A 16,640-nucleotide genomic window follows, 5' to 3' on the forward strand; every position below is an offset into this window, starting at 1 on the left:
GGCAGCCGAAAAACAGCCTCAGCGGGCGACATTCGCCGGGGGACGCCGAAAATGCCCTGCCCAGCATTGGGGAAAAGTTCCCCCCACCAGTCCCCGGACGAGCGGTCAAGGGGAGATTCCCGGACGACATTGTCATTCTTGCCGGTTTTGCGGTCTTTTTTTGAACGCGCTGGTGCCGGCAAGCCACCGACCGGCCGCCCGACCACTGTACGATTATCCAGTGGACCTGAATGACAAGCTCGCCATCCTGGCCGACGCCGCCAAGTACGACGCTTCCTGCGCGTCGAGCGGCGGCGTGCGGCGCGATTCGACCCAGGGCCGCGGCCTGGGCTCGAACGAAGGCATGGGGATCTGCCACAGCTATGCACCGGACGGGCGCTGCATCTCGCTGCTCAAGATCCTGCTGACGAATCACTGCCGCTACGACTGCCTGTATTGCGTCAACCGGGCCAGCAGCAACGTGCCGCGGGCGCGCTTCACCATCGACGAGGTGGTGCGCCTCACGCTGGACTTCTACCGCCGCAACTGCATCGAGGGCCTGTTCCTCTCCAGCGGCATCATCCGCAGCCCCGACTACACGATGGAGCAGCTGGTGGAGGTGGCCAGGCGCCTGCGCGAGGAACACGACTTCCGCGGCTACATCCACCTGAAGACGATTCCCGACGCGGCCGCCGACCTGCTGCAGCGCGCCGGCCGCTACGCCGACCGGCTGTCCATCAACATCGAGCTGCCGACCGAGCGCGGCCTGGGCGCGCTGGCACCGGAGAAGGACGCCGGCGCGATCCGGCGCTCGATGGCGCGCCTGCGCGTGCACATCGACGAGGCGCGCGCGCAGGCGCAGGAGGCCGGCCGCCAGCCGGTGCGCTCGCTGCCGCAGGCCAGGCCGGCACCGGCGCCCGCGCCGGTCTTCGCCGCCGCGGGGCAGAGCACGCAGATGATCGTCGGCGCCGACGCGACGGACGACGCGACCATCCTCGCCACCAGCGCGCAGCTCTATGGCGCCTACCGGCTCAAGCGCGTCTACTACTCCGCCTTCAGCCCCATCCCCGACGCTTCGGCGGCCCTGCCGCTGAAGGCGCCGCCGCTGGTGCGCGAGCACCGGCTGTACCAGGCCGACTGGTTGATGCGCTTCTACGGCTTCGCCGCCGACGAGATCGCCTCGCCGCGCACCGGGGGCATGCTGCGGCTGGAAGTCGATCCCAAGCTCGCCTGGGCGCTGGCGCACCCGGAGCGCTTTCCGGTCGACGTGGAGCGCGCGCCGCGTGAACTGCTGCTGCGCGTCCCGGGCCTGGGTGTCAAGGCGGTCGACCGCCTGCTGCTGGCGCGGCGCGTGCGGCGTCTGCGCAGCGACGACCTGCAGCGGCTGCACGTGCCGGTGCGCAAGGTGCTGCCCTTCGTGCTGCTGGCCGACCATCGCCCGGCGCGCGCCCCCGATCCGCGCCGGCTGCTGGCGCCCGCACGCGCCGCCGAGCCGCAACAGGCGGCGCTGTTCTGATGCAGGTGCGGCTCGCGCACGAGACCGACCTCGCCGGCTTCCGCCGCGAGGCGCGCCGGCTGCTCGCCGCGGGCGTGCCGCCGCAGGAAGTCACGTGGTCGGCCGGCGCCGGCGAGGAGGACCTGTTCGCCGGCACCGCGCCGGCCGCTGTGCCGGCGAGCGGGCGCCAGGCGAGCGTCCCCGCCGCCTTCCTGGCGTTGTGCGAATCGGTCGTCCTGCACCGCGAGCCGCAACGCTTCGCGCTGCTCTATCGGCTGCTGTGGCGACTGGTGCACGAACCCGGCGTGCGGCACGACCCGCTCGACCCCGACGTGCTGCAGGCGCGCCGCATGGCCCGCGCGGTGCAGCGCGAGCTGCACAAGATGCGCGCCTTCGTGCGCTTCCGGCCGGTGGAGGACGGCGATGCGCGCGGGCCGCTGCACGTCGCCTGGTTCGAGCCCGAGCACCGCATCGTGGCCGCCAACGCGCCGTGGTTCGCCCGCCGCTTCGCCAACATGCGCTGGGCGCTGCTCAGCCCCGAATGCTGCGCGAACTGGGACGGCCAGCAGTTGCACCTGCGTGCCGGCGCGCGCCGCGAGGAGGCGCCGCCGCCCGACGCCGGCGAGGCCCTGTGGCTGACCTATTACGCCAGCATCTTCAATCCGGCGCGCCTGAACCTGCCCATGCTGCGCAAGGAGATGCCGCGCCGCTACTGGGCCGACCTGCCGGAGGCGCAGTGCATCGCGCCGCTGGCCGCCGCCGCCCGGGAGCGCAGCGCGCGGATGGTCGCGCAGCCGGCCACCGTGCCGCTGCGGCGCCTGCCGCCGGTCGTGGTGCAGGCGGATGCCGTGCCCGCCGATGCGCTCTCCGGCCTGGCCGCCGGCATGCAGCAATGCCGCGCCTGTCCCCTCGGTGCCGCGGCCACGCAGGCCGTGCCGGGCGAAGGCCCCATGCAGCCGTCGCTCATGTTCGTCGGCGAGCAGCCGGGCGAGCAGGAGGATTTGCGCGGGCGCCCCTTCGTCGGCCCGGCCGGCCAGTTGTTCGACCGGGCGCTGCAGGCGCTCGGCGTCGCGCGCACGGCGGTCTACGTCACCAACGCCGTGCGCCACTTCAAGTACGAGCTGCGCGGCCGGCGCCGCATCCACAAGACGCCGTCGCAGCAGGAGGCGCTGGCCTGCAGCCACTGGCTGGAGGAGGAGATCGCGCTGGTGCGGCCGCGGGCCCTGGTGGCGCTGGGCGGCACCGCTGCCCGTTCCCTGCTCGGCTACCCGGTGGCGGTGCTGCAGGAGCGGGGGCGCTGGCTGGAGCGCGCCGACGGCCTGCGGGTGCTGGTCACGCTGCATCCCTCCGCGCTGCTGCGGCTGCCGCCGCAGGAGCAGCCGCAGGCCTTCGAGGACTTCGTGCGCGACCTGAGTGGCGCGCTCAGCCCCAGCCCAGCATCAGCGCCACCCGGTACGTGAGGAACGAGGCCACGTAGGCCAGCGCGAACAGGTAGCCGGCCATCACCAGCGCCCATTTCCAGCCGCCGGTCTCGCGCTTGACCGTCGCCAGCGTCGCCATGCACTGCGGCGCGAACACGAACCACGCCATCAGCGACAGCCCGGTGGCCAGGCTCCAGCCGTGCGCGAGGATCGGAGCGAGGGCCTGCGCGGCATCGGCCTTGCCGCTGGCCGACAGCGCATACACCGTCCCCAGCGCGCTGACCGTCACCTCGCGCGCGGCCAGCCCCGGCACCAGCGCGATGCTGATCTGCCAGTTGAAGCCGATCGGGGCCAGCAGCACGGACAGGCCGTGGCCCAGCATGCCGGCCAGGCTGTATTCGATCGCCGCGCCGGTCGCGCCGGGCGGCGCCGCGGGGAAGCTGGCGAGCAGCCACAGGATCACCGTCAGCAGCAGGATGATGCTGCCGACGCGGCGCAGGAAGATCACCGTGCGCTGCCACAGGCCCAGCGCCACGTTGCGCACGTGCGGCCGGTGGTAGGTGGGCAGCTCCATCATGAGGGCGCGCACCTGGCCGTGCGCGGTGGTGCGCTTCAACGCCCAGGCCACGCCCAGCGAGCCGAGGATGCCGGCGACGTAGAGCGCGAACAGCACGAGCCCCTGCAATTCCAGGCCCGGGCCGACGCGGCGCTGCGGGATGAAGGCGCCGATCAGCAGCGCATACACCGGCAGCCGCGCCGAGCACGTCATCAGCGGCGCGATCAGGATCGTGACCAGCCGGTCGCGCGGATTGGCGATGGTGCGCGTGGCCATGATGCCGGGGATGGCGCAGGCGAAGCTCGAAAGCAGCGGGATGAACGAGCGCCCGGACAGTCCCACGCCGCCCATCAGCCGATCGAGCAGGAAGGCCGCCCGCGGCAGGTAGCCCGATTCCTCCAGCACCAGGATGAAGAAGAACAGGATCAGGATCTGCGGCAGGAAGACGACCACCCCGCCGACGCCCGCGATCAGGCCGTCGACCACGAAGCTGCGCAGCGGCCCTTCGGGCAACGCGCTGCCGGCCAGCCGCCCGGCCCACCCGGTGCCGGCTTCGATCAGCGCCTTGGGCCCCTCGGCCCAGGCGAACACCGCCTGGAACATCAGGAACAGCAGTGCGGCCAGCAGCAGCGGACCGACCACGGGATGCAGCACCACGCGGTCGATGCGGTCGCTCGCGAAGTGCGGCATCGCGTGGTCCAGCCCCAGGCGCGCCAGGATGCCGCGCACCGCCTGGTGGTCCGGCAGTTCGTTCTCCGCGTCCGGCGGCAGCGGGGGGCCGGCCGGCAAGCCCTTCCAGATCTCCGGCCGCTCCAGCAGGTCCCGCAGCGGCGCGTCGCCGTCGCTGCGCACCGCCACCGTGCTCACCACCGGCACGCCCAGCTCGCGCGCCAGCGCGTCCGCGTCGACGTGCATGCCGCGGCTGGCCGCGAGGTCCGCCATGTTCAGCGCCACCACGCAGGGCAGCCCCATGCGCCGCACCCCGAGCACGAGGCGCAGGCCGCGGCGCAGGTTGGTGGCGTCGACCACGCACACGACCAGGTCGGGGCGCTTCTCGCCGGCGGCGTTGCCTTGCAGCACCTGGCAGGTGATGCGTTCGTCGGGCGAGCGCGGATGCAGGCTGTAGGTGCCGGGCAGGTCCAGCACGCGCACGGTCTTGCCCGAGGCCAGCGTGAGCCGCCCTTCCTTGCGTTCGATGGTGACGCCCGCGTAGTTGGCCACCTTCTGCCGGCTTCCTGTGAGCCGGTTGAAGAGCGCTGTCTTGCCTGCGTTGGGATTGCCGACCAGCGCTGCCAGGCGGCCCGGTGGATGCAGGTGGATGACGGCCTGGTTCATGCGTTGCCGGCGGCGACCGCCTCGACGTGGACGCAGGCCGCCTCGGCGCCGCGCAGCGCGAACGTGGACTGGCCGATGCGCACCACCAGCGGATCGCCGCCGGGAAAGCCGCGCGTCATCACCATGACGTGTTCCCCGGGCAGGAAGCCGATTTCTTCCAGCTGGCGCGCGCGTTCCGGCACCCGCGGATCGTCGGCAACCTCGCGCACCTGGTACTGGCGTCCCTGTTCAGCGCGATCAAGACTTTGCAAGATGCACATCATGTAATAAGATGTTGCTTCATTCTAGGTGGCGATGCGAGAGGCTCGCATCCATCCCCTTGATGCAGCTCAAGGTGGCAAGGCAATTCGCCGCCGCGGCGTCCTTCCTGCCGGTCCCCCGCAGCGCCTTTGGCGTTAATCCGGCGGGTAGACCGGTGGGTCATCCGTGGGTGGGCCGTGGGGCTTCTCACCCGCGGCGCGCCCCTGTTTCCCCAGCGCGGCCGTCGCAACTTAGGTCGAACCGTTTCAGAAGCGGGCTTGCCCTTACGGGCGCATGTCTTGCACTCCTTTCAGGGCCAGCACATCGATCGGCATGGTGCCGTGAAGCTGGAACAGCAAACAGTTCAACCCTCGAAAGGAAGCTCCATGAAGATCAAGACGAACCTGCGCGCCGGCAAGGGTGGCGCCAGCGGCAACGGCAAGAACAGCAGCAAGAGCAGCATCAACAACACCGTCATCCAGGTGGCGAGCTACATCAGCCGTTGCGTCGGAGCCTGAGGCAAGCAGGTCCCCGACCCGGGGCGGGTGGCTTACCGGCATCCGCCCCACCTCTCGCAGCCTCAGTGGACGATCGCGCGGTACAGGTCCGTGCCGGTTTCGCCCACCCGGTATCTGCCTGCCTCGATATGGCGCGCCACGCGCTCCATGTCCAGGTAGGCGGATGCCATGTCCACCACCAGGTCGTTGAGGAGCCGCTCCTCCAGCAACAGCAGGAAGCAGCGGTCGTCGTTGCGCCCGGCCAGCCGGCGCGCCTGGGTCTTGATCTCCTCGATGCGGTGCAGCACCGGGCGTCCATGACGGCCCACGGCCTGGAGTTCCCAGGGCTCGGCTTCCACCGGATGGTTCTTCGCCTGCGCGGACGGCATCTTGGCCACGTCGTTCTCCTTTTGAATGGAGGCAGACTAAGGGCCGGCAGCGCGAATGGTTTGAGGAATGTCAATTGGCCGCGGCTGGGGCGCCGCGGTCCGGCGCGCGCGGGCGCTCAGCCCTGCGCTGCGGGCCGCGTCGCGGCGGGCTGGCGTGCCGCGGCGACCTGCGCCGGATCGGTCACGTCGTAGGCCCCGAACACCTGCTGCACGCTCCTGACTTCCGGCAGCACGTAGATGACGGCGCCGTACTTCGTCACCGCGGGCTTGGCCACATCCTCGTAGAAGGTCACGGGCAGGTTGATGCAGCCGAACGAGATGCGGTTGTCGTCGTTCGTCAGCGTCGCCAGCCGTTCGAGCCGGCGCTCCTGCGCGACCCAGGGCCGCACGCGGTGCATCGAAATGGCGTTGTCGTAGTCGACCCAGATCACGTCCTCGTTGTCGGCGTTCATGCCGGGCTCGGCCACGAAGCGGCCCGAGGGCGTCGTCTTCTCCTCGGGCTTCACTTCGGACAAGGGCTTGTCCCCCACGCCCGGCAGCACGTCGTCGCCGTGCGCTTCGCCCAGCAGCACCGGCGCGCTGTTCTGCAGTCGCCCCTCGGGCGTGAACACGTAGACGCGCGCGTCCTTCTTGTCGACGAGGATGAAGGCGCGCTTGCGGTTGTCATGGGTCGCGACGACCCAGTTGGCCATCAGGCGCGCATCGGGCGAAGCCTCGTCGCCGCCGAAGTCGGCGAGCTGCATGCGTGGCTGCTGTCCCGCCGGTGCCATCTGCTGCGCGACGGGCGCAGGCTGTGGCGCGTGCGGGTGCTGGCGCTTCCATGCTGCGGTGAGCATGGGCACCAGCACGATGGCGGCGATGCCCAGTGCAACGCCGTTCCTGGCCCATCTCACGAATTCGGAACGCTGCGGCTCCGCGTCTTCCTGCTTGTCCATGTCGGCCCTCCTGCGACGGTTCCCAGCTTAGGAAGAGCCCCCGGGTCGGGCCGTGCGCTGGAGGTAGGAGCTGGCGTAGGAGCAGGGCACAGGGGACTGTGCGGCAGCCGCCGGGTCCGGGGTGTTGCAAATCCACCCCGGAGTGCGGCGCATTGCGATCAGCGGGTTCCCGAGCCCGAGCCGGAGGCACCACCGGGCGAGCCGCCGCCGGGGCTGACGGCGGCCGGATTGGCGGACTTGTTCGCGTCGCTGCTGTTGCGCGTCTCGGCGGGGTTGCCGCTGTTGCCCATCGTGCTGGTACCCGTGGAGGTGCAGGCGCCGAGCGCCGCTGCGGCGAGGAGGATGGCAGAGAGCTTGTACATGTGGATGTGGTGGCAACCGCCGCGGCTCCGGCGGTGTGGAGGCAGCACAGGGCTGCCCCCGGATTACGACGATCTGCCGCATCCGCCTTCGTCGGCGCCGACAGCACAGGCAGGCAGGCCGCCGCCTGTGCCGTACGTGCAGCGTTTCCTACTTTTTCCTACGCGCGGCCAGGGACGCAGCCCTACGCGAGACCCCGGACCGGGATCGTCGCGCCATGGATCGCCCTTGCCGCGTCCGAGCAGAGGAAGGCGATCACGTCGGCCAGGGCTTGCGGTGCGACCCAGCGCGTGGGGTCGCCGTCCGGCATCGCAGCGCGGTTTTCCGGCGTGTCGATGATCGAGGGCAGCACGCAGTTCACGTTGATGCCGTGCGCCTTCAATTCCGCCGCCATGCTCTCGCTCAGGCGCATCAGCGCGCTCTTCGAGGCGCTGTACGCGCCCATGCGCGCGGCGCCCTGCAGCGCCGCGGTGGCCCCGACGGTGACGATGCGGCCGCCCCCGTGCTCGATCAGGTGCGGGACCACGGCGCGGGCCACGTTCACCAGGCTGCGGGCGTTCACGTCCATGAGGAAGTCCCAGGTGGCGGGCGCAGTCTCGTGCACCGCGTCGCCCATGCGAAAGCCGCCGGCAATGTGGCACAAGGCATGGATGCGACCGAATCGCGCGATGGCCTCGCTCGTGGCGGCGCCGACCTGAGCCGCATCGCGCAGGTCCGCGGCCAGCAGCAGCAGGTCCGGCGCTTCGACATAGGCGCGCCGCAGCGAGGCCACGTCGTGGCCCAGCAGCGCGAGCCGCGCGCCGCGTGCGCGCAGGTCCGCCGCCAGCGCCTGCCCGAGATGGCCCGCGGCCCCCGTGATCATCACCGTGCGCTCCTGCCATTCCATGTCGACCTCCAGCCGCGCGTCACCCGCGCGAACGATAGTCCTTCCTCAGCGGGCCTGGCACACGTTGCGGATGAACGCCCAGTTGAGCTTGAGCCAGTCGCGCACCTCCTTGCGGCTGTGCAGGCGCCCCGGCACATGGTGGCGGATCGCCCATTCCGCCCGCTGCGCATCTTCCGCGTCGGGGAAGTTGCACGCCAGGAAGGCGACCATCTCGCGACCGTCGCGCCGGTTGAACAGCACGTGGTCGGGCCGGCCCGTGCGCTTCGGATCGTCCCGGCGCAGGTCGGCCCAGGAATAGTCGTCGTAGATCAGGTCGTGTTGCGTCAGTTGCATCAACCGTGTCCCATCAGGAACCGCGGGGAGTGCTCCCCGGCCGCCCGGGTGCTTCGCCGCTCCCGTAGTCAGGTTGGATTGCCGAGCGCCGACCCGGGTTTGGCCTGCTGACGTACCGATGTCACGCGATGAGCAAGGAATTTCGCGCTACGGTTGAGCTGATCGCGCACGGGGCGGGTGTCTGCGCCCCCCACAGTCGGGGAATCCGCGCCCAACCCGCGGGTCAGCGGCGGTGCGCAGGCCTATGCTGGCGGCCGTATGTCCCATACCGTGATCCTCCTGGAGCCCGCCGCCGCCTTCGAGGCTGCCGCCGACGCCTCCCTGCTCGAAGCCGCCCAGGAAGCGGGCCTCGTGATGCAGAGCTCCTGCCGCAACGGCACCTGCCGCACCTGCATGCGCAAGCTCGTGTCCGGCACCGTCAAGTACCGCATCCCGTGGCCGGGCCTCACCCTCGACGAGCGCAGCGAAGGCTGGGTGCTGCCCTGCGTGGCCGTGCCGACCAGCGACGTGGTGCTCGGCGAGCCTGCACAGAAGGGGTGGTGGGACGGCTGAGGCAGCGGTTTCGGAAAGCCTAGGGGCTTGCCATCTGATGTGCGTTCCATGCACACGGAATCTTCCTGCTGGGCCAGCCGAAGGATGCATCCAGCGGTTACTGGCACGCGTCGTGCTCACCCCAAAGTATCGAAAACGCCATTCCAGGGGAAGCCATCGTGTCGCGCGGGTCCGTTCTCATCGTCGAAGACGAGCACTTCCTGGGGAGCAATCTCCAGGAGTACCTGCGTCGCCGCGGCTGGAATGCCCAGCTCGCCCGCACCGGGGAACATGCCCTGGCCGAATACGAGCGTACGCGGCCCTGCGTGGTGCTGATGGACTACGAGCTGCCCGACATGGACGGCTTCCAGATCCTGGGCGCGATGCGCGCCCGGGAGGACGTGTGCGGCTGCGTCATGATGACGGCGCATACCAGCGAATCCGTGGTCTGGCGCGCCGGCGAGCAGCAGGTCCAGCATGTGCTGCACAAGCCGTTCCCGCTGGCCGAGATGGAGAAGTGGCTGCTGGCCGCCTCCAGCACCTGCACCTGCGGCACCCACGACGCCTGATACCCCGACGCGAGAGGCGCCCCTCCGGGCGAGGCTTGACGCCTGACGCGCGAGGCTTGACGCCTGCGCCCTGGCGGGCACGCCTCGCCCATCTTCCCGTGACCTCTACTTTGGCAGTACCGCGCGTGCGTGGTGCTGCCTTTGTGCCTCCTGCTCAGCGGCGGCAAAGCCCCAATGGTGGGGGTCATCGCCCACCCAAAGGCACCTTCGTTCCACCCAAAGCGCGACCGACGGGCGATGCGCATCCTGCAATCCGCCTAAGGGTCATCCCCATTCAGTAAGCGACAGCCGCACCGTCGCTGCGCGGATCCGAGCCGCCGCTGAACACGCCGTGCGCGGCGTCCACGGTGATGCCGTGCGCATGCCCTGCGAGCTCGTTCCACGCGCCCCAGCGGTCCACCAGGTGCCCGCGCCGTTCCAGTTCGCGCACGGTCTCGGGCGGGAAGCGGCCCTCGATGTGCAGCGTGTCGCGCGCCTCGCCCAGGGCGAAGCGGCCCGAGAGGAAGCGCGGCATCTCGATGGCCTCCTGGATGTCCAGCCCGTGGTCGACCAGCCCCGAATAGAGCTGCAGCTGGATCTGCGGCTGGCCGTCCGCGCCCATGCATCCGAGCACCGCCCACAGCTTGCCGGCCCGCTTGGCGATCGAGGCGATCAGCGTGTGCAGCGGGATCTTGCCCGGCTCCAGCCGGTTGGGATGCTGTGGGTCGAGCGAGAAATAGGCACTGCGGTTCTGCAGCAGCACACCGGTGGCGCCCGCCACCGTGCAGGAGCCGAACACGCCGTACAGGCTCTGGATCAGGGAGGCCGCGTTGCCGTCGCGGTCCACCGCCGCCACGTAGACGGTGTCGCCCGCCAGGCTGCCCCAGGAGGGCACCTCGTCCCAGCGCAGCGCCCGCCCCATGTCGATCAGGCGCCCGCGCTCGCGCGCATGCTGCTGCGACAGCAGGCGCGCGATCGGCACGGCTGCGAACGCGGGATCGGCCAGCACGCGGTCGCGGTCGTGATACGAGATCTGCTTGGCCTGCACCAGCAGGTGCACGCGGTCGGGCCCCAGCAATTCCATGCGGTGCGGCGCATGCGGCTCGACCAGCTGGAGCATCTGCAGCACCGTGAAGCCCTGCGTCGGCGGTGGCGTGTTGTAGATCGTCGCATCGCGGTACTGGCCCACCAGCGGCGCGTCCCACGTCGCACGCTGCTGCTCGAAGTCGCCGGCGCCGAAGAAGCCGTTCGCCTCCTGCGCGAAGCGGGCCATCTCCTGCGCCACCGCGCCCTGGTAGAAGCCGCGCCAGCCCTGTTCCGCGATGGCCTGCAGCGTGGTGGCCAGGGCCGGATTGCGCAGGCGGCTGCCGGCCGGCGGCGGCGCTCCCCCGGGCAGGAAGATGGCGGCCGCCTGCTGCTGCTGCGCGAGTTCGGCGCGCATCGCGGCGGCGAAGCCCGCCAGCCGCGCGCTCACCGGGAAGCCGTCGCGCGCGTATCCGATGGCACTGGCCAGCACGCGCTGCAGCGGCAGCCGCCCGTGCGCCTCGTGGGCGGCGATCCAGCTGGCCACCGAGCCCGGCACCGTGAGCGTGGCCGGCACGATGCCGGTGAGGGGGATCTCCTGCAGGCCGCGCTGCGCCAGCGCCTCCAGCGTGGCGCCCGCCGCGGCCTTGCCGCCGCCATTGAGGTACTTCACCTCGCCGCTCGCGCCGTCGTGAATGAGCCAGAACGCGTCGCCGCCCACGCCGGTCATGTGCGGGTAGACCACGGCCAGCACGGCGCTCGTCGCGATCGCGGCGTCGATGGCGGAGCCGCCGGCGCGCAGCACGTCGACCCCGGCGGCCGATGCCAGCGCATGCGGCGAGCTCACCATGCCGTTGGTGCCCAGCGTCACCGGCCGGCCGGTGCGGATCGCGAACATCCTGCCTGCGTCCATGGCGTCGTTCCTTCCCTTCGTCCTATGCGGCCGCGAGCGCCAGCGCCAGCCGCGCGCCCACTTCGGCGTTGTGCTTCACGAGAGCGATGTTGGTGGCCAGGCTGCGCCCGCCGGTGAGCGCCTGGATGCGATCGAGCAGGAAAGGCGTGAGGGCCTTGCCGCCCATGCCCTGCTGCGCGGCTTCGGCGAGGGCCTGCGCGATGATCGTGTCGATCTCCTCGCGCGGCATTGCCGCCGCCTCCGGCACCGGGGTCGCCAGCACCACGCCGCCGGCCAGGCCGAGGCTCCATTTCGTGCGCACGAAGCGCGCCTGCTGCGCGGCGTCGTCGATGCGGAGGTCGGCGCGAAAGCCGCTGTCGCGCGTGTAGAAGGCGGGGAAGTTGTCCTGCTCGCAGGCGAGCACGGGCACGCCGTGCGTTTCCAGGTACTCCAGCGTGAGGCCGATGTCGAGGATGGACTTGGCACCGGCGCACACCACCACCACCGAGGTCTTCGCCAGTTCCTGCAGGTCGGCCGAGATGTCGAAGGTCTGCGCAGCGCCGCGGTGCACGCCGCCGATGCCGCCGGTGACGAACACCTCGATGCCGGCCAGCGCGGCGCAGATCATGGTGGCGGCCACCGTGGTGGCGCCGAGTTCGCCGCTCGCCAGCACCGCCGGCAGGTCGCGCCGGCTCACCTTGTGCGCCTGGCCCGAGCGCCCGAGCCGTTCGAGTTCCTCGTCGGACAGGCCGATGCGGATGCGCCCGTCGACCAGCGCGATGGTGGCCGGCTCGGCGCCCAGCTCGCGGATGATCGCCTCCACCTCGCGCGCCGTGCGCACGTTCTGCGGATACGGCATGCCGTGGGCGATGATGGTGGATTCCAGCGCCACGACGGGCCGGCCCGCGGCCTGCGCGGCGGCGACGGGCGCGCTGGGCGCCAGGAAGCAAGAGTCGATGGCGGAGATCATCGCGCACGCTCCTGCGCCGTCGCGCGCACCGGCTCCAGGAAGATGCGCCGCACCTTGGGGAAGCGCTCGCGCACCGTCTGCTCGATGCGCCGGATGCTGGCGGCCACGTCGCTGGCCGGCACGTCGGGCGCGAAGGCGAGCGAGAAGGTGACCAGCACGTCTTCCGGCCCGACGTACATCGAGAGCACCGGCCCGACTTCGTGCACGCCCGGCTCGGCGCGGGCGATTGCCTGGATCGCCTGCGCCGTCTCCGGGCTGACGCCTTCGCCCACCAGCAGCCCGCGCGATTCGCGGATCAGCAGGATCGCGACGCCGGCGAGCAGCAGGCCGATCGCGATCGAGGCCACGCCGTCCACGCGCGGCATGTCCAGGCGATGGCTGAAGAACACACCGATCGCCGCGATGACCAGCCCGAGCAGCGCCGCCGCATCCTCCGCCATCACCGTGTAGGTCGCCGGGTCCTTGCTGGTGTGCAGCGCCTTCCAGAACGGCGTGTCGCCGCGCTCGCGCGTGAACTGCCGGAACGCGATCGCGAAGCTGATCCCCTCGAACACGAAGGCGCAGCCGAGCACGATGTAGTTCCAGTGCGGGTCCTCCAGCGGGTTCGGGTTCTTCACGTGCAGCACGCCCTCGAGGAAGGAGACGCCGCCGCCGACGCCGAAGATCAGCACGGCGACGATCAGGCTCCAGAAATAGAGCTCCTTGCCGTGGCCGAAGGGATGCTGCTGCGAGGGCGGCCGCTGGCTGCGCCGCAGGCCCACCAGCAGCAGCGCGCCGTTGCCCGTGTCCACCAGCGAGTGGATGCCTTCGGACAGCATCGCGGAACTGCCGGTGGCGCCGGCGACGATGAACTTGGTGGTCGCGATCGCCACGTTGGCGGCGATCGCACCGTAGATCGCGATCTTCGATTCGGCCATGCCATGCCACGGGTTCGGGCGGCCCAATCTATCACCGGCCGCCCCGCCGCGGGCGTGCCGCTCAGCTCAGCACGGCGACTTTCTTTCGTTCGACGAGTTCGAAGTCGATCTGCGCGCCCAAGCCGGGGCCCGTGGGCGCATGCACGAAGCCTTCGCCGTCGATGTCGATGTCCTGCACCAGCCCGTACTTCTGCGAGCCGGACGGCAGCAGCACCTCTAACAGTTCGGTGTTCTGCAGCGCCATGATCACGTGCAGGTTGGCGAAGTTGTTCAGCGAGTTGCCGCCGTGGTGCACCTCGAAATTCAGGTGGAAGGCTTCGGCCAGGTGCGCCGCCTTCATGCAGCCGGTGATGCCGCCCTTGACCGCGACGTCACCGCGCAGGAAGTCGGTGGCGCGCTGCTTCACCCACGGCGTGTACGCGTCCAGGCCGCCCGCCGGGTACTCGGTCGCCATGATCGGGATGTGCAGGTGCTTCTTCAATTCCAGGTAGTTGTAGATGTCGGCGTCCGCCAGCGGGTCCTCGTACCAGTAGAAGCCGAGGTCCTGGATCGCCTGGCCGACGCGCAGCGCCGCCGGGTAGTCGTAGCTCCAGGTCGAATCGAGCATCAGCAGGTAGTCGTCGCCGACCGCCTGGCGCACGGCTTCGCAGACGCGGATGTCCTCGCGCCATTGCTGCGGGGGATGGATCTTGTACGCGGCGAGCTTGGCGGCGCGATAGTGCTGCGCTTCCTCCACGTACGCCTGCGCGCCCGCGAGCACCGCCGAACTGATGTAGGCCGGGATGCGATCGCGGTACGAGCCGAGCAGCTGGTGGATCGGCAAGCCCGCCGCCTGGCCCGCGAGGTCCCACAGCGCGATGTCGACGGCGCCGATGGCGCGCACGCTGGCCGTGCGCACGCGCTTCCACATCGCCTTGTTCAGGCGCTCGCGCGCCAGCGCATCCTGCCCGATCAGCACCGGCTTGAGGTTGCGGACCAGGGCGGGGCCGTCCATGTCCGCCGCGTGGAACGCGGAGCCGAGGAAGGCGTGGCCGGTGAGGCCCTCGTCGGTCTGGATCTTCAGCAGACCGAGCTGGCTCGCGCCGGAGAATTTCCCGGTGTGCGCGCCATAGCTGGTCGCCGGAATGCCGTCCCAGGCGAACAGCGTGAGTGTGAGGTCGGTGATCCTCATTCGATGCGGATGTTGGCGTCCTTGATCAACTGCGTCCACTTGACGACTTCCTTGTTCACCAGGGCGCGGAATTCCTCCGGCGTGCTGGCCACCACCTCCACGCCTTGCGCGCGGAAGCGCTGCACCGTGTCCGGTTCCTTGAGCAGCTGCACGATGTCGTGGTTCAGGCGGTCGACCACGGGCCTGGGCGTGCCGGCCGGCAACTGCATGCCGAACCACACGTTCACCTCGTAACCGGGCACGCCGGACTCGGCCACCGTCGGCACCTCGGGCAGCAGGGGCGCGCGTTGCAGGCCGCTGACGCCGAGCACCTTCATCTTGCCGGCCTTGATGTGCTGCACCACGTTCGGCACGTTGTCGAACAGCGCGTCGATCTCGCCGCCCAGCAGCGCAGTGACCGCCGGCGCGCTGCCCTTGTACGGGATGTGCGCGAGCTTCACGCCCGTCATGCGCATGAACAGTTCCATCGAGAGGTGGTTGGACGAGCCGGAGCCGGTGGAGCCGTAGTTGAGCTTGCCCGGGGTCTTGCGCGCCAGCTCCAGCAGTTCCTTCACGTCCTTCACCGGCAGGTCGTTGCGCACCACCAGCGCGTTCTGCGTGCTGCCGGCCCACACGAGCGGCGTGAAGTCCTTCAGCGCGTCGTAGGGCAGGTTGGCGCCGTAGAGGCCGGGCAGGGCGGAGAAGGGCAGCGGCGTGATCAGGATCGTGTAGCCGTCGGGCGGCGACTTGGCGACGATGCTGTTGCCCAGCGTGGTGTTGGCGCCGGGCTTGTTCTCCACCACCACCGGCTGGTTCCACATCTTGGTCAGCTTGTCGGCGGAGACGCGCGCCAGCGTGTCGTTGAAGCCGCCGGGCGGGTAGGGCACGACGAACTTCACCGTGCGTTCCGGGAAGTTCTGCGCGAAGGCGCCGGGCGCGGCGGCCAGGGCCACGGCGCCCAGGGCGAAGGTTCTCCTGCTCACAGGGTGCATGAAGGAATCTCCTGAAGGTTCAGAACTTGACGACGTAGCCGGGACCGTCGATCAGCGGGTACTGCGCGAAGACGGATTCGTCGATCTCGAGGCCGAGGCCGGGGCCCTCCGGCGGCTGCACGCAACCGTCGCGGCCGATCTGCGCGATGTCGCCGAGCAGGTCGCGCAAGGGGTTGAACTTCGACACGCAGGCCTCGTAGTAGCCCGCGTTCTCGATCGCGGCCAGGAAATGCATGGTGGCCGCGTGGTTGATCGTGGTGGCGGAACTGTGGGCGTTGACCGGAATGCGCCAGGCCGAAGCGATGGCGGCGATGCGCAGGCCTTCGGTGATGCCGCCGCACTTGGACAGGTCCGGCTGCCAGATCTTCACCGCGCCGGCTTCCAGCAACTGCGCGAACTCGAAGCGGGTGTAGTGGTTCTCGCCGGCCGCGATCGGCACCCGCGCGCTGATCTTCGCGGCCTCGCGGTAGGAGGCGAAATCGTTGCAGGCGAAGGGTTCTTCCAGCCAGCCGGCGCGGATCTCCTCCAGCACCGGCAGCACCCGGCGCACGTCGGCGATGGTGTAGGCCGTGTTGGCGTCGGTGAGGATGTCGATCTCGTCGCCCACGCGGGCCCGCACGTGCTGCACGCGGGCGATGTCGTCGCGCGGGTTGTCGCCGATGCGCAGCTTGAGCGCGCGGTAGCCGCGCTCCACGTACTCGGCGGCCTCGTCGGCCAGCGACTCCTTGGGCTGGTAGCCGAGCGAAATGCCGCCGGCATAGGCCGGCACGCGCCTGCGGCTGCCGCCCAGCAGTGCGTACAGCGGCAGGTTGGCGGCCTTGCCGCGGATGTCCCACAGGGCGATGTCGATGCCGGAGAGCGCCAGCGCCGCGCCGCTGCCGACGCCGTGGCTGGACAGCTGCATGCGGTGCACGCGCTGCCAGGCGCCCACCACGTCGGTGGCTTCCATGCCCACCAGCAGCGGCGCCAGCGTGTTCTGGATCAGGCTGGCGATCGCGCCCGGGCTGCGGCCGGGGTGGGCTTCGCCGTAGCCCGTGATGCCGTCGGAGGTCTGCACGCGCACGATCACCGCGTCGCGCTTGAGGGTACTGCCGATGCCCATCGTCACCGTCCTGCCTTCCGGCAGGCGGTACGACACGGGAATGGCCGTGATGGAGGTGATCTTCATGGCACGGCATCCTGCGGGCCCGG

At 70.3% G+C, this 16,640-nt stretch carries 18 protein-coding genes; 5 read left to right on the forward strand and 13 right to left on the reverse strand.

Features of this window, described 5'->3' with window-relative positions; all coding sequences use genetic code 11:
- Positions 1-220 precede the first annotated feature (220 nt).
- Both JI746_RS18400 and JI746_RS18405 read left to right on the forward strand, forming a co-directional pair.
- The gene (locus JI746_RS18400; RefSeq protein WP_201691661.1) at positions 221-1,495 is read left to right on the forward strand and encodes a putative DNA modification/repair radical SAM protein; all 1,275 of its coding nucleotides are present in this window, start codon (positions 221-223) and stop codon (positions 1,493-1,495) included.
- Entirely contained in the window at positions 1,495-2,934 is a 1,440-nt protein-coding gene (locus JI746_RS18405) for a UdgX family uracil-DNA binding protein (protein WP_201691670.1), read from the forward strand. Before JI746_RS18400 ends, JI746_RS18405 begins: the two co-directional genes overlap by 1 nt.
- Here the strand turns inward: JI746_RS18405 and feoB are convergent.
- Positions 2,897-4,786, reverse strand: coding sequence for a ferrous iron transporter B (feoB, locus tag JI746_RS18410; protein WP_201691672.1), 1,890 nt, complete (start codon positions 4,784-4,786; stop codon positions 2,897-2,899). The genes JI746_RS18405 and feoB overlap by 38 nt on opposite strands.
- Positions 4,783-5,037, reverse strand: a complete 255-nt coding sequence (locus tag JI746_RS18415) for a FeoA family protein (RefSeq protein ID WP_408004114.1) — start codon at positions 5,035-5,037, stop codon at positions 4,783-4,785. Before JI746_RS18415 ends, feoB begins: the two co-directional genes overlap by 4 nt.
- Positions 5,038-5,412: 375 nt before the next feature.
- Between JI746_RS18415 and JI746_RS28045 the strand changes: the two genes are divergently transcribed.
- Positions 5,413-5,544 carry a hypothetical protein gene (locus JI746_RS28045; RefSeq protein ID WP_269129474.1) on the forward strand — a complete coding sequence of 44 codons (132 nt, stop codon included), beginning with the start codon at positions 5,413-5,415 and terminating at the stop codon, positions 5,542-5,544.
- 62 nt (positions 5,545-5,606) lie between these two features.
- On the opposite strand, the gene JI746_RS18420 is transcribed toward JI746_RS28045, so the two are convergent.
- The 5 genes from JI746_RS18420 to JI746_RS18440 form a co-directional block, all read right to left on the reverse strand.
- Complete coding sequence (locus tag JI746_RS18420; protein ID WP_201691675.1) at positions 5,607-5,921, reverse strand: hypothetical protein; 315 nt, start codon at positions 5,919-5,921, stop codon at positions 5,607-5,609.
- A 107-nt stretch (positions 5,922-6,028) separates the two neighbouring features.
- Positions 6,029-6,847, reverse strand: coding sequence for a hypothetical protein (locus JI746_RS18425; RefSeq protein ID WP_201691677.1), 819 nt, complete (start codon positions 6,845-6,847; stop codon positions 6,029-6,031).
- Between the two features lie 158 nt (positions 6,848-7,005).
- Complete coding sequence (locus tag JI746_RS18430) at positions 7,006-7,209, reverse strand: hypothetical protein (RefSeq protein ID WP_201691679.1); 204 nt, start codon at positions 7,207-7,209, stop codon at positions 7,006-7,008.
- Positions 7,210-7,391: 182 nt separating this feature from the next.
- Complete coding sequence (locus JI746_RS18435) at positions 7,392-8,093, reverse strand: SDR family NAD(P)-dependent oxidoreductase (RefSeq protein ID WP_201691689.1); 702 nt, start codon at positions 8,091-8,093, stop codon at positions 7,392-7,394.
- 45 nt (positions 8,094-8,138) lie between these two features.
- Positions 8,139-8,426, reverse strand: a complete 288-nt coding sequence (locus JI746_RS18440; protein WP_201691691.1) for a hypothetical protein — start codon at positions 8,424-8,426, stop codon at positions 8,139-8,141.
- 258 nt (positions 8,427-8,684) lie between these two features.
- On the opposite strand from JI746_RS18440, the gene JI746_RS18445 reads away from it, so the two are divergent.
- The gene (locus tag JI746_RS18445) at positions 8,685-8,978 is read left to right on the forward strand and encodes a 2Fe-2S iron-sulfur cluster-binding protein (protein ID WP_201691693.1); all 294 of its coding nucleotides are present in this window, start codon (positions 8,685-8,687) and stop codon (positions 8,976-8,978) included.
- 158 nt (positions 8,979-9,136) lie between these two features.
- On the forward strand, positions 9,137-9,526 hold the full coding sequence (locus JI746_RS18450) for a response regulator (RefSeq protein ID WP_201691695.1): 390 nt from the start codon (positions 9,137-9,139) through the stop codon (positions 9,524-9,526).
- 274 nt (positions 9,527-9,800) lie between these two features.
- Here JI746_RS18450 and ggt read toward each other — a convergent pair whose 3' ends face one another.
- The 6 genes from ggt to JI746_RS18480 all read right to left on the reverse strand — a co-directional run bounded on the left by ggt (position 9,801) and on the right by JI746_RS18480 (position 16,617).
- Positions 9,801-11,441, reverse strand: coding sequence for a gamma-glutamyltransferase (gene ggt / locus JI746_RS18455; protein ID WP_201691697.1), 1,641 nt, complete (start codon positions 11,439-11,441; stop codon positions 9,801-9,803).
- A 22-nt stretch (positions 11,442-11,463) separates the two neighbouring features.
- Entirely contained in the window at positions 11,464-12,390 is a 927-nt protein-coding gene (locus JI746_RS18460; protein WP_201691699.1) for a pseudouridine-5'-phosphate glycosidase, read from the reverse strand.
- The gene (locus tag JI746_RS18465; RefSeq protein WP_201691701.1) at positions 12,387-13,307 is read right to left on the reverse strand and encodes a cation diffusion facilitator family transporter; all 921 of its coding nucleotides are present in this window, start codon (positions 13,305-13,307) and stop codon (positions 12,387-12,389) included. The genes JI746_RS18460 and JI746_RS18465 overlap by 4 nt, the downstream gene beginning before the upstream one ends.
- 61 nt (positions 13,308-13,368) lie before the next feature.
- On the reverse strand, positions 13,369-14,478 hold the full coding sequence (locus JI746_RS18470; protein ID WP_201691703.1) for an enolase C-terminal domain-like protein: 1,110 nt from the start codon (positions 14,476-14,478) through the stop codon (positions 13,369-13,371).
- Positions 14,475-15,449, reverse strand: coding sequence for a Bug family tripartite tricarboxylate transporter substrate binding protein (locus tag JI746_RS18475; RefSeq protein ID WP_201691705.1), 975 nt, complete (start codon positions 15,447-15,449; stop codon positions 14,475-14,477). The genes JI746_RS18470 and JI746_RS18475 overlap by 4 nt, the downstream gene beginning before the upstream one ends.
- A 19-nt stretch (positions 15,450-15,468) precedes the next feature.
- Positions 15,469-16,617, reverse strand: a complete 1,149-nt coding sequence (locus JI746_RS18480) for a mandelate racemase/muconate lactonizing enzyme family protein (RefSeq protein WP_201691707.1) — start codon at positions 16,615-16,617, stop codon at positions 15,469-15,471.
- Positions 16,618-16,640 lie beyond the last annotated feature (23 nt).

Source organism: Ramlibacter alkalitolerans (genome assembly GCF_016722765.1).
Classification (GTDB): domain Bacteria; phylum Pseudomonadota; class Gammaproteobacteria; order Burkholderiales; family Burkholderiaceae_C; genus Ramlibacter; species Ramlibacter alkalitolerans.